Origin of the sequence: Kosakonia arachidis (assembly GCF_900116535.1) — a bacterium.
GTDB lineage: Bacteria > Pseudomonadota > Gammaproteobacteria > Enterobacterales > Enterobacteriaceae > Kosakonia > Kosakonia arachidis.
Genome location: NZ_FPAU01000005.1, coordinates 68111 through 81238 on the forward strand (window position 1 = coordinate 68111; position 13128 = coordinate 81238).

At 54.0% G+C, this 13128-nt stretch carries 12 protein-coding genes; 3 read left to right on the plus strand and 9 right to left on the minus strand.

Annotated elements, in window-relative coordinates:
• Positions 1 to 85: 85 nt before the first annotated feature.
• Entirely contained in the window at positions 86 to 1402 is a 1317-nt protein-coding gene (gene dsdA, locus BM427_RS18415) for a D-serine ammonia-lyase (RefSeq protein WP_090123959.1), read from the plus strand.
• A gap of 1 nt (position 1403) precedes the next feature.
• On the opposite strand, the gene BM427_RS18420 is transcribed toward dsdA, so the two are convergent.
• From BM427_RS18420 to BM427_RS18435, 4 genes are all read right to left on the minus strand, one after another.
• A complete protein-coding gene (locus BM427_RS18420) occupies positions 1404 to 2525 on the minus strand; it encodes an anaerobic sulfatase maturase (RefSeq protein ID WP_167518546.1) in 1122 nt (373 codons plus the stop codon).
• A 10-nt stretch (positions 2526 to 2535) separates the two neighbouring features.
• Positions 2536 to 2886, minus strand: coding sequence for a DUF202 domain-containing protein (locus tag BM427_RS18425; RefSeq protein WP_090123961.1), 351 nt, complete (start codon positions 2884 to 2886; stop codon positions 2536 to 2538).
• On the minus strand, positions 2876 to 3223 hold the full coding sequence (locus BM427_RS18430) for a YidH family protein (protein ID WP_090123962.1): 348 nt from the start codon (positions 3221 to 3223) through the stop codon (positions 2876 to 2878). The genes BM427_RS18425 and BM427_RS18430 overlap by 11 nt, the downstream gene beginning before the upstream one ends.
• 257 nt (positions 3224 to 3480) lie before the next feature.
• Positions 3481 to 5142 (minus strand): putative transporter, encoded by a 1662-nt coding sequence (locus BM427_RS18435; RefSeq protein WP_090123964.1) that lies wholly within the window; start codon positions 5140 to 5142, stop codon positions 3481 to 3483.
• 270 nt (positions 5143 to 5412) lie between these two features.
• On the opposite strand from BM427_RS18435, the gene oxlT reads away from it, so the two are divergent.
• Complete coding sequence (gene oxlT / locus BM427_RS18440) at positions 5413 to 6675, plus strand: oxalate/formate MFS antiporter (protein ID WP_090124400.1); 1263 nt, start codon at positions 5413 to 5415, stop codon at positions 6673 to 6675.
• 41 nt (positions 6676 to 6716) lie between these two features.
• On the opposite strand, the gene ibpB is transcribed toward oxlT, so the two are convergent.
• Positions 6717 to 7145, minus strand: a complete 429-nt coding sequence (gene ibpB / locus BM427_RS18445; protein WP_007369405.1) for a small heat shock chaperone IbpB — start codon at positions 7143 to 7145, stop codon at positions 6717 to 6719.
• Positions 7146 to 7256: 111 nt separating this feature from the next.
• On the minus strand, positions 7257 to 7670 hold the full coding sequence (gene ibpA / locus BM427_RS18450) for a small heat shock chaperone IbpA (RefSeq protein ID WP_090123965.1): 414 nt from the start codon (positions 7668 to 7670) through the stop codon (positions 7257 to 7259).
• A 310-nt stretch (positions 7671 to 7980) separates the two neighbouring features.
• On the opposite strand from ibpA, the gene BM427_RS18455 reads away from it, so the two are divergent.
• Positions 7981 to 8310 (plus strand): YceK/YidQ family lipoprotein, encoded by a 330-nt coding sequence (locus tag BM427_RS18455; RefSeq protein WP_090123967.1) that lies wholly within the window; start codon positions 7981 to 7983, stop codon positions 8308 to 8310.
• Between the two features lies 1 nt (position 8311).
• Here BM427_RS18455 and BM427_RS18460 read toward each other — a convergent pair whose 3' ends face one another.
• The 3 genes from BM427_RS18460 to gyrB form a co-directional block, all read right to left on the minus strand.
• On the minus strand, positions 8312 to 9538 hold the full coding sequence (locus BM427_RS18460; RefSeq protein WP_090123968.1) for a YidR family protein: 1227 nt from the start codon (positions 9536 to 9538) through the stop codon (positions 8312 to 8314).
• A 117-nt stretch (positions 9539 to 9655) separates the two neighbouring features.
• Entirely contained in the window at positions 9656 to 10468 is an 813-nt protein-coding gene (gene yidA, locus BM427_RS18465) for a sugar-phosphatase (protein WP_090123970.1), read from the minus strand.
• A 223-nt stretch (positions 10469 to 10691) separates the two neighbouring features.
• Entirely contained in the window at positions 10692 to 13106 is a 2415-nt protein-coding gene (gene gyrB, locus BM427_RS18470) for a DNA topoisomerase (ATP-hydrolyzing) subunit B (RefSeq protein WP_090123971.1), read from the minus strand.
• Positions 13107 to 13128: the final 22 nt, after the last annotated feature.

Below are 13128 nucleotides of genomic sequence, written 5' to 3' on the forward strand. Positions count from 1 at the left end.
AATAAATTCTCAAAACTGCGGCCCACTTGCGCCGCTGACCAATTCCTGTTTTCTTTAACGCTCCGATTTTTACGAAAACGAACCGATGAAAAACGCCGACATTCAGAAACTCATCCAGCAGTTTCCGCTTATAGAGCAGTTGATCGCGCTGAAAGAAACGCAGTGGTTTAATCCTAATAGTACCTCTGTTGCACGGGCTTTGCCGCATGTTGGCCTGACACAACAGGATGTTAACGATGCCCACGCGCGGCTTGCCCGTTTTGCGCCGTTTATCGCTCAGGCTTTCCCGGAAACGGCGGCAAGCCGCGGCATGATTGAATCTGACGTGGTTCCGATCCCGACAATGCAGCGCCGCCTCGGTCCGGATATTACCGGCGAGCTGTGGCTGAAAAAAGACAGCCATTTGCCGATTTCCGGTTCCATTAAAGCGCGCGGTGGCATTTATGAAGTGCTAACCCACGCGGAAAAACTGGCTTTCACCGCCGGATTACTGGCGACGGATGACAATTACAGCAAACTGCTGTCGCCTGAGTTTGCCCGTTTCTTCAGTCAGTACAGCATCGCTGTTGGCTCGACGGGAAATCTTGGGTTATCGATCGGGATTATCAGCGCGCGACTCGGTTTTCGCGTCACGGTGCATATGTCAGCCGATGCCCGCGTATGGAAAAAAGCGTTGCTGCGCCGCCACGGCGTGAATGTGGTGGAGTATGCCGAAGATTACGGCGTAGCCGTCGAGCAGGGGCGCAAAGCGGCGGCGGCGGATGCGAGCTGCTTTTTTATTGATGATGAGAACTCCCGAACCCTCTTTCTGGGCTATGCCGTCGCCGGACAGCGTCTGAAAGATCAGTTCACACGGCTTGGCAAAGTGGTGGATAACGCGCATCCGCTGTTTGTCTATCTGCCGTGCGGCGTGGGTGGCGGGCCTGGCGGCGTCGCCTTTGGTCTGAAGCTGGCGTTCGGCGATGCGGTACACTGCATTTTTGCCGAACCCACGCATTCTCCTTGTATGTTGCTGGGCGTGTATACCGGGCTACATGACGGCATTGCGGTGCAGGATTTGGGGATTGATAACCAGACAGCGGCCGATGGCCTGGCGGTCGGGCGTGCTTCCGGCTTTGTCGGACGGGCAATGGAGCGCCTGCTGGACGGCTTCTACACCGTTGATGACAACACGCTTTACCAGCAACTCGGCTGGCTGGCGCAGGAAGAGGGCGTTCAACTGGAGCCATCGGCGCTGGCAGGAATGTCCGGGCCGCAGCGAATTTGCAACGACAGTGGCTATCATCAGCTGCACGGCTTTAGCCCGCAACAACTGATGCAGGCCACCCACCTGGTGTGGGCCACCGGCGGTGGCATGGTACCCGCCGATGAGATGGCGCACTATCTGGCGAAAGCCCGCTAAATCAGCCGCTCCGGCGCAGCCAGGCCATCAGTTCGACAGGGGAGCGCCGTTGGCGCAGCAGATCTCGCATCACGCGCATATGCGGCGCGCTGTGGCTAAAGAAGTGGTAATAGCCGTGACACAGCGCGCTTCTTCCCTCGACGATGCGGTGCTTCGGGCAATCACCCTGGCAAAAACGCAGCACGTCACAACGCAGGCAAACTTCGCTGAGGCAGGTTTTTTTACTCTGCCCGAAAGCGGCTGCTTCTTCGCTGGCGTTGAGTGTTTTAATCGGAATCTGATGCAGATTACCCAGCCGGTAATCCGGCGAGACATAGTGATCGCACTGGTAGAGATCGCCGTTCGCCTCCAGCGCAAAATCGTGGCCGCAGGTCTCGCCAAAGCTGCACATTTGCGCCGGATAGCCGCTCCAGACGCCGAGCGTGGAGTCAAATAACTGCACGTAAACGCGGCCAATATCTTGACGCGCCCACAAGTCAAATACTGCGGTAAGAAAGTTTCCCCAGGCTTCGCCCTTGACCGATTCGGCAGACAAGCGCCCCTGCGCATCCAGTTCCACCAGCGGAATAAACTGCAAAAACGGTGTACCGAGCGCGCGTAAATAGCGATACAGGCGCTGCGGCTGCTGACTATTGAGATGATTGACGACGCACAGCAGGTTGTATTTGACCTGGTGTTTCGCCAGCGTCGCAATGGCATTAAGCACTTTCGCATGTGATGGTTTATCGCTGCGGTTCACTCGGTAAGCATCATGCAGATCCGCCGGACCATCGATGGAAATCCTCACCAGCCAGCCGTTGTCGTGAAAAAAACGGCACCAGTCCTCATCCAGCAAAATGCTGTTCGTCTGGAAGGCATTTTCGATATGTTTGCCATTGGCGTGCTTTTTTTGCAGTGCGATAACGCGCTGGAAGAACGCCAGCCCGCAGAGCGTTGGATCGCCTCCCTGCCAGGCAAACTGCACGCTTTCGCTCGGCTGGGCGGCGATTTGCTGGCGAATAAACGCCTCCAGCGTGGTGTCATCCATAACATTTTGCTGCGGTTTTTCGAGGTAAAAACAGTAGCGGCAGTTAAGGTTGCAGCGTGAACTGGCGGGCTTAGCCATAACGTAGCAGCCTGGCATGCAAACATCCTCACAAGATAAGAATAAGCTGACGGATATGCGTTACAGCAAACAGTAATGCGAGGGAAAGCACTGCGAGGGAGATCAATAATTTGTCACGTGTTGCGCCGGGCAAGGCGAAATCGCTTTTATTGACATCCATTAAGATACGTTTATGGGTATAGCGCCAGAGCAGTAACGCTGCCAGTGCCAGAATGATGAGCGAGATCCAGAAAGGCATGCCCGAATGTTGCCAATTATGCCTGACGGCCAACGCCATCAGCGCACCGTAACCGAACAGCGTGCGTAACCATGCCAGTGATGTCCGTTCTGGTTGCAGACCAGGATCTGTTTCCCGCCGGGCTTTGCGGTTATCCGGCATAAAACACCAGCACCATTACTACCACTGCAACCGCCAGCAGTGACACGCTTATCGCCATCAACATGCGTGTATAAGGCAGATCTTCTTTCAGGCGCATTGCTTTTTCATTGCGCAGCCAGCGCAGATAGCCATAGAGTGCCAGCGCGCCGGAGAAGAGACACAGCAGCAGCGCCAGCACTTCACGGATCAGCGGCGTGGCGAACTGCGGCGCCAACTGGTCCAGCCCGACGCCCGCTGCGAGAAACCCCAGTGCGGTGCGGATCCACGCAAGAAAAGTGCGCTCATTCGCCAGCGAGAAGCGGTAGTCTGGCGCTTCACCGACGCGGGAAATTTTCATCTGTTCTCCTTCCACGTTGATAATCCTGCCAGTGTTGTGCCCTCTTGCCGCGGTAAAGGGAAAACTGAACCGGCCAGGTCTTCAAAGTAGCGGATAAACTGACGCTTTTCGACTCTTTCGCGCAACGGAAAACCGGCACCCTGACGGAGGAGAATTAATGCAGCGGCGGCGAATTTCTTAACTACTCAGTCATGTTCCGCAACGCCAGCGAGTATCAGGTGGATCACTATCTGTGTCGTATTCATACCGGGACGCTATTAACCCATCCCCCAGAACAGCACCGCCAGAAGCTGTGGGGTGATAATACGTAAAAACATTACCAACGGATAAACCGTCGCATACGAGAGCGCCGCTGCGCCGCTGGTGGCATGCAGGCTGTTGGCAAACGCCAGCGCCGGCGGATCGGTCATCGACCCGGCCAGCATGCCGCAGAGGGTCAGATAATTCATCTTCGTCAGCATTCGCGCCAGCAAACCGACGGTGATCAGCGGAATGGCGGTGATAAAGATGCCATACCACATCCATTTCACCCCATCGCCCTGGGTCAGCGTGGCGATAAAGTCGCCGCCGGATTTCAGCCCCACCACCGACAGGAACAGCACAATTCCCAGCTCACGCAGCGCCAGGTTCGCGCTGGGCGGCATAAACCAGTACAACTTGCCGATCGTGCCAATTCGCCCAAGGATCAGTGCCATAATCAGCGGCCCGCCCGCAAGACCCAGCTTCAGTGCCGCCGGAAACCCCGGTATATACAACGGCACCGATCCCAGCAGAACACCAAGCCCAATGCCAATAAACACCGGCAGCATTTGTACCTGCTGCAACTTGTGCTGCGCATTGCCGACCTCGTTAGCCACCGCCTCAATAGCTGCCGGACGCCCGACAAGATTAAGGATATCGCCAAATTGCAGGCTGGCATCGCTACTGGCTACCAGCTCCACACCGGCGCGGTTCAGGCGTGAAATCACGACGTCGTAGCTCTCCTTGAAGTGCAGATCGCGGATTTTTTTTCCCAGTACTTTTTCGTTGGTCACCACTACGCGTTCGACGCGCAAATCTGTGCCGCGCGTCGACAAAGAGGTATCAACTTCTTTGCCTATCACCAACTGAGCGTTATGCAGATCGTGCGGTAGCCCCACCAGATGCAACAAATCTCCGGACTGAATCAGCGTGACCGGAGAAGGCACCATCAGTAAATCATTCCGTTTGAGACGCGAGCAGATGATTTTATCGCTGCTAAGAATGGGAACGTCCTGAATCGCCATATTATTGAGATTAGGGTTTTCCACGCGGATATTGATTGTACGGATCGGCGAAGTGCCATGGCTGAGCGTTGCGTCGTGCTGTAGTGCCTCTTCATCGACATTAACGCGAAACAACACGCGCAGCAGCCACATAGTGAACAAAATACCGCAAATACCAAATGGATACGCCATGGCGTAGCTCATCCCCATCTGGTCGAGTTGCGGGCCTGGAATGCCTAAATCACGCAGGATTTGCTGCCCCGCGCCAAGCGCTGGCGTATTGGTAACCGCACCGGAAAAAATCCCCAGCACCACCGGCAGTGGAATAGCAAACAGTTTATACAGAATAGTGGTGACAAGACCGCCGAGAACAACGATTAAAACAGCGAACAGATTCAGACGCAGGCCAGAAACGCGTAAAGAAGCGAAGAACCCCGGCCCCACCTGGATGCCGATGGTATAAACAAACAGGATCAGGCCAAATTCCTGCACAAAAAGCAGTATCTGACCGCTTATAGTGATACCCAGTTTATCCAAAATGTGGCCGACAATTATCCCGCCAAACAGCACACCGCCAATACCTAAACCCACGCCACGAATCTTCACGTTGCCGATCCACAACCCGACAACGGCTACCAGCGCCAGTACGCTTACTGTTAATGCGATATCACTCATGATCTTTTCCCTGTACATGATGACTGCAAGGAGTTTGGCAGAACCCGTAATCACTTTATGGGTTATACCCTACATAATGTACGGAATTTCTTTGCCTCAGAATGTGGCGAAGATTGCACCAGCAGAAAACCGTTGCCCTGAACGAACCCCCCCTTTTAAAGGTACAAGCAGGAAAAAACGTGCGCTTGCTAAGCATTCCGGGGATGTCAGGTACAACAGGTTATGGCATGGTTAATGCAAAAGCCCACTTTTGTTAAAAAAGGGGGCAGCATGACGAATACAACACTAACTCACGTAGTGGTTACCCGTCAGAAAAAGTGGACCCAGTTAGCGCTGGGCTTGCTGTGTATGATCTCCATCTCCAGCCCGCAATATGTCTGGGCGCTGTTTACGCGCCCCTTTATGGCAAAGCTGAACGTTCCGCTGGCTGAAATTCAGCTCACCTTTTCCCTGTTGATCATTTTGCAAACCTTCTTCTCGCCTTTTCAGGGTCGATTGATCGATAAGTTTGGCCCACGCCGGTTAATTGCGATTGGTACCGTGCTGAGCGGCACAAGCTGGATGCTGACCTCAACCATCAGCAGCCTGAGCGAACTTTATCTCTATTACGGCGTGCTGGGCGGCCTTGGCACCGGGATTGTTTATGTCGGCGTGGTGGGGTTGATGGTGCGCTGGTTCCCGGAAAAACGCGGATTTGCCACAGGGATGGTGGCGGCGGGCTATGGCATGGGCGCGATTCTGACCACCTTTCCGGTCACTCAATCGCTGGCCACGAAAGGACTGGAAAACACGCTCTGGCAGTTCGGGCTGGTAATGGCGGTCATTGGTTTTATTGCCAGCCAGGGACTACGTGCGCCGCAAACGCTCAACACGCAAGAGATCAACAGCAGCCTGGCGATGAGTGATAAGAGTTTTTCTCCTGGAGAGATGCTACGCAAACCGCTGTTCTGGCTGATGTTTGTGATGATGACCATGCTGTCCACATCCGGGCTGATGGTCACGTCCCAGATGGCGATTTTCGCCGAAGATTTTGGTATTACCGCGGTGACCGTAATGGGCGTGGCGGCACTGCCGCTGGCGATGACCATCGACCGCTTTATGAACGGGCTGACACGCCCGGTGTGCGGTTATATTTCTGATCGCATTGGTCGAGAAAATATGATGTTTATCGCTTTTGGCCTGGAAGGCTGTGCGATGGCGCTGTGGTTGTTGTGCAAAGACGATCCGCTACTGTTTGTTCTGCTCTCCGGGGTGGTTTTTTTCGGCTGGGGCGAAATTTTTTCACTTTTCCCCGCCACGCTCACCGATACCTTCGGCACGCAGCATGCGACGGCGAACTACGGTTGGCTCTATATTTCGCAAGGGATTGGTTCAATCTTTGGCGGGCCGCTGGCAGCGCTGATGTATCAGCAAACGGGGAGCTGGAATCTGGTGTTTGGCTGTGCCATCACGCTTGATATTCTCTGCGCGTTGCTGGCCTTTTTTGTGCTCAAACCCTTGCGGCAACGCTTTTTGCAACGCGTTCGCGCATAACAATAAAGGCTCCGCGTGCGGAGCCTTTTGTTCTGCCGCCGTTAGCTATTTAACGCCGGGCGATTGCTGATGGCAATCCGCTGCGGCGCCGCGCTTTCCGGTACATTGCGCAGAAGATCGATATGCAACAAACCGTTGGCAAAGGTCGCGCCAGAGACTTCCATAAAGTCTGCCAGCGTAAAGCTCAGGCTGAACGGCTGTATTACCAGCCCCTGATGCAACCATTTCGGCTCGTTGGCCGGTTTTTCCGGCGTGCCTTTAATGGTCAGGCGGCTATTTTCCAGCTGAATATCCAGTTCTTCCTGGCGGAAACCGGCCAGCGCAAGGGTGATGCGGTAGTGGTTATCGTCGCCTTTCTCAATGTTGTAAGGAGGGAAAGACTGCTGTTCAGTGGTGCTTTGCAGGGCGTTAGCCAGTTTGTCGAAGCCAATCCACTGACGAAAAATCGGGGATAAATCATAGTTACGCATGAGTGTTTCTCCTTCTAAGAAGCGAGTGAATACCTGCGAGCGCAATGGCTCACATATGCCCCCTGTCGGCGGGCATGTCGGAACCGGGCCGCCAGCGGCGGCCTGGAGCAATTAGTTAATTTCGATGCGACGCGGTTTTTTCTCTTCCGGGATCACGCGTTCCAGATCGATATAGAGCAGGCCGTTTACCAGGTTGGCACCATTGATGTGAATATTTTCCGCCAGCTGGAATTTGCGTTCGAAGTTGCGCTCGGCAATGCCCTGATAGAGATAAGTCCGCTCTTTTTGCTCGTCACTGTGGGAGCCTTTCACCACCAGCAGGTTGTCCTGTGCGGTAATGTCCAGTTCGCTCTCAGCGAAACCGGCCACAGCAATGGCGATGCGGTAGTGGTTTTCATCCACTAATTCAACGTTGTACGGAGGGTAACCGCCATTGCTCTGGTTCTGGTTGTTTTCCAGCAGATTAAAAAGACGGTCAAAACCAATAGCCGAACGATAAAGCGGGGAGAGATCGAAATTACGCATACTTAAAAGCTCCTGAAATCAGCGAGATTTTTCCATGCCTTCCTCAAGGGACAGGCCGTTACCGTAGACCAACACCCTTCCGGCGTGTTTTGTGGTTACATTCCTAAAATGTGGCTGACGGGGCTGATTTCAAGGGCAAAATACCGACTTTTTTTGCACTTTCTGACACAATGCATAGACTGGGATCACAGCACAAAAGGACAAAGTGCGAGTACCGCCACAGAGCGGAACCCGAATGCTATCTCTTTCCCAAAAGGGAGGCTATAACCGCCTGAGTAGCATTCAAACTACAAACAACGATGATTAATCGATGATGAAAACAACGCTTATAGTTTCTGCTTTGCTCTACGGAATGATGTTGTCAGGTTGCTCAAGTGTTATGTCGCATACAGGCGGCAAAGAAGGGGTTTATCCTGGAACGCGCGCCAGTTCGGCCATGCTTGCTGATGATGACACCGGCATTGGTACCAAGTCGCTGGTGGTGCTGGATATGCCTTTTACCGCCATCATGGACACCTTGCTGCTGCCGTGGGATCTCTTCCGCAAGGATGATTCCATCAAATCGCGGGTTGAAAAGAGCGAACAGGCAAGCCTGGCGACCGACTCGGCGATCCCGCCAGCGTCCATGCCGGCGCCCTGATTTACAGTCTGGTTTCCGTCATCCATAGCTGGCGGAAACCTTCTACTTCTTCCATCCAGGCGATCAGCTTCCCGTCTGGTGAAAACACCACGGCATCGGCAGAAGGAGGGTTTTCGCGATCGGGTGTCAAAAAGGTGATATCGCCGCGCCCGGCATCGCATAGCGCAATGCGGTTTTCCAGTACAAATCCCAGCGCATTGCCAGAGGGATGCCAGTTAAACGCCGACTGGATACCAGCTGCGGTAAAGGTTAACTGCCGCGGTTCACCGCCGTCCGGGCTTATTAACCACAACTGCACAATACCGTGCTCATCACGCATCAAAAACGCAATCTGTGTGGCCTGTGGATTGCTGCGCACCCAGTGACGCGGCATGTTCACTAAGCCCGGATAACGGCGTTGGTGAGTGAATGTCAGACGTTTTTGCACCACGCCTTTTGGCGGTGCGGGCAGGGTTTGTTCGCTACCCATCAGTGGCGCATCACCTGCGGTTTTCCAGCCTTGTTCATCGCCAGGCAGCACGACGATAAACAGCTCCGGCACTTTTTCACCGCCAGTGGAAAGCGTATCGCCGATAAACGCCAGCCTGTCGCTGCCGACCCACCCCTCTTCGTAAGCACGATTGATATCGTCGCTGCCTGGAACCGGTGTAGATGTTGTGCGGCTGATCAGTACACACCAGTGGCTGCCGCCATATTCACGTGGATGCGTGCAGGGCGGCGTTACCGGGCCAAACGGCACCGCAACGCCGACATTGCGCAGATCTTTTGCCGGAGAAAGCGCATGCATAACGTGGTCGTTATAGGTAAAGCTGACGTTTTCACCGTTCGGGCTGAACACATGCACGTGTGTGCCACCGCGCAGCGCGCCCGGTGTGTAAGGTGCGGTGATATCCATCGCATCCAGATTCCATGTCACGCCTTTTTCCGTAATAACGCCCCGGCGATGATGAAAATCATACTGCCAGTTGCCGTCAGGGTTTTCCGGGCCATGGATAAAAACATATTTTTCCGCCTGCGGGCTGACGGTTACCACGCCGACATGCGCGCCTTCCCTTGCGGTGTAGAGCACTTCAACCTCACCGCTGTATACGTTAACACGCTCAATGGTTTTCCCGGTAAACGACGCGCCGGAAGGTCTGACATCGAAAACCAGCCACTGGCTATCTGGTGTCCAGCTATGAATATTGGTCAGTTGATGGTGACGCGCAGCGAAGGTGAGTTGTTTCATTAGCGGATAAACCCGAAAGCGGAGTAAGCGCTTCAGAGTAATGGATCGGTGAGGAAATGACTACGATTCCGGGAGACACACAGGCAAGGGCATGGTTTCCCCGCCTGCGAGAATCGCTTAGTTTAGGGCAAACTTCTCAATGACATAAGCCACGCCGTCTTCAAGGTTGGATTTGGTGACAAAGTTCGCGATCGCTTTCACCGACGGAATGGCGTTATCCATCGCCACACCCATTCCGGCATACTCGATCATCGCGATGTCGTTTTCCTGATCGCCAATCGCCATAATCTCGTCCTGCTTGATATTCAGCGCCTCGGCAAGAGATTTCACACCGGTGCCTTTATTGACACGTTTGTCCAGAATTTCGAGGTAGTACGGCGCACTTTTCAGCACGGTATACTTCTCTTTCACTTCCTGCGGGATACGGGCAATCGCCTGATCGAGGATCACTGGCTCATCAATCATCATGACTTTGAGAAACTGCGTTGCGGGATCCATCTTTTCCGCCTCGCAGAACACCAACGGAATCGTTGCTACGTAAGATTCGTGTACCGTGTAGGAGCTGATGTCCCGGTTTGCGGTGTAAAGCGTATTGCGATCAAGGGCGTGGAAATGGGAACCGACTTCGCGGGAGAGTTTCTCCAGATAGCGGTAATCATCATAACTCAATGTCGTTTGTGCCACTGCGCTGCCATCACTGGCGTTCTGTACCAAAGCGCCATTGTAGGTGATGCAATAATCACCTTCCCGCTCCATATGCAGTTCTTTCATGTAACTGTGAACGCCTGCATAAGGTCGGCCTGTTGTCAGCACCACATTAATACCGCGCTGGCGCGCAGCGGCGATAGCATTTTTAACGGCGGGAGAAATGGTGTGATTCGGCAGCAGCAGTGTGCCGTCCATATCGATTGCAATAAGTTTTATAGCCATGAGATCCCCTGATGAGATTTTTCAGGACTCATGCTAACGCGATTCCGCTCAAAAAACAGCAGATGGGCGGGAGAAAAGGGGGATAGAAAGGGGGACCTGGATTCCCCTTTTGAGTTTTAAAACGGAGAATTTGGCCTGTAGGCCTGATAAGCGAAGTGCCATCATCAGGCGCTTTGCCGGGTGGCACTGCGTTCACCCGGCCTACAATTCGGCCTGTGAGCCGTTAAATATCGATATTTGCCGCTTTAAGGGCGTTCTCTTCGATAAACGCACGACGCGGCTCAACGGCATCACCCATCAGTGTAGTGAACAACTGGTCAGCCGCGATGGCATCTTTCACGGTCACGCGCAGCATGCGACGGCTTTCCGGATCCATGGTAGTTTCCCACAACTGATCCGGGTTCATCTCGCCCAGACCTTTATAACGCTGGATAGCGAGACCGCGACGGGACTCTTTCACCAGCCAGTCCAGCGCCTGCTCAAAACTGGAGACTGGCTGGCGGCGATCGCCACGTTCGATAAAGGCGTCATCTTCAATCAGGCCGCGCAGTTTTTCACCCAGCGCGCACAGACGGCGGTATTCGCCACCGGTCACAAACTCATGATCCAGCGGATAGTCGGTATCGACGCCGTGCGTACGCACGCGAATGATCGGCTCAAAGTGGCTCAGAGCGCTGTTTTCACGCACATCAAACTTCCACTGGCTACCGTGCTGTTCGTTCTCATTTAGCTCAGTAACCAGAGTGTTCACCCAACGGGTCACTTTCTGTTCGTCGGGAAGATCGGCTTCCGTCAGCGTCGGCTGATAGACCAGCGCTTTCAACAGCGTACGCGGGAAACGACGTTCCATACGGCCGATCATTTTCTGTACTGCGTTATACTCAGCAACCAGTTTCTCCAGCGCTTCACCTGCCAGGGCTGGTGCGCTGGCGTTGGTGTGCAGCGTTGCGCCGTCCAGCGCGATGGAGATTTGATACTGATCCATCGCATCGTCATCTTTAATGTATTGTTCCTGTTTGCCTTTCTTCACTTTGTACAGCGGTGGCTGCGCGATGTAGACATGGCCACGCTCAACGATTTCCGGCATCTGACGGTAGAAGAAGGTCAACAATAGCGTACGGATGTGCGAGCCATCGACGTCCGCATCGGTCATGATGATGATGCTGTGATAGCGCAGTTTGTCCGGGTTGTATTCGTCGCGGCCAATACCGCAGCCCAGCGCGGTGATGAGCGTTGCCACTTCCTGCGAAGAGAGCATCTTGTCGAAGCGTGCTTTCTCAACGTTGAGGATCTTACCTTTCAGCGGCAGAATCGCCTGGTTCTTACGGTTACGACCCTGCTTCGCAGAACCGCCCGCCGAGTCCCCTTCCACTAAGTAGAGTTCGGACAGCGCCGGGTCACGTTCCTGGCAATCCGCCAGTTTGCCCGGCAGACCGGCCAGATCCAGCGCGCCTTTACGGCGGGTCATTTCACGGGCTTTACGCGCAGCTTCACGGGCGCGCGCTGCATCAATAATCTTGCCAACCACGATTTTCGCGTCGGATGGATTTTCCAGCAGGTATTCGCTCAGCAGTTCATTCATCTGCTGCTCTACCGCGGTTTTCACCTCAGAAGAGACCAGTTTGTCTTTGGTCTGTGAGGAGAATTTCGGATCCGGCACTTTTACTGAAACTACAGCGATCAGGCCTTCTCGGGCGTCATCGCCGGTGGCGCTGACTTTGGCTTTCTTGCTGTAGCCCTCTTTATCCATGTAGGCATTCAACGTACGGGTCATCGCCGCGCGGAAGCCTGCAAGGTGCGTACCGCCGTCGCGCTGCGGAATGTTGTTGGTAAAGCAGTAGATGTTTTCCTGGAAGCCGTCGTTCCACTGCAATGCCACTTCCACGCCAATACCGTCTTTTTCAGTGGAGAAATAGAAGATATTCGGATGGATCGGCGTTTTATTCTTGTTGAGATATTCAACAAACGCCCTGATGCCACCTTCGTAATGGAAATGGTCTTCTTTGCCGTCGCGCTTGTCGCGCAGACGAATAGAAACGCCAGAGTTGAGGAAGGACAATTCACGCAAGCGTTTCGCCAGAATTTCATATTCGAATTCGATAACGTTGGTGAAGGTTTCATAGCTTGGCCAGAAACGCACCATCGTACCGGTCGAGTCGGTTTCACCGGTGACCGCCAGCGGAGCCTGCGGCACACCGTGCTGATAAATCTGACGATGGACTTTGTTGTCACGCTGGATCACCAGCTCCAGTTTCTGCGACAGGGCGTTAACCACGGAAACACCGACACCGTGCAGACCCCCGGAAACTTTATAGGAGTTGTCGTCGAACTTACCGCCTGCGTGCAGAACGGTCATGATCACTTCCGCTGCGGAAACGCCCTCTTCCTCGTGAATACCCGTCGGGATACCACGGCCATCATCCTGAACAGAGACAGAGTTATCGCTGTGGATGGTGACGACAATGTCTTTACAGTACCCTGCGAGCGCTTCGTCGATAGCGTTATCTACCACCTCGAATACCATATGGTGCAGACCGGTGCCGTCATCCGTATCGCCGATATACATACCAGGGCGCTTACGCACCGCATCCAGCCCTTTCAGGACTTTGATACTGGAGGAGTCATAAGAATTCGACATCAACGTTTCTCGCTCATTTTGT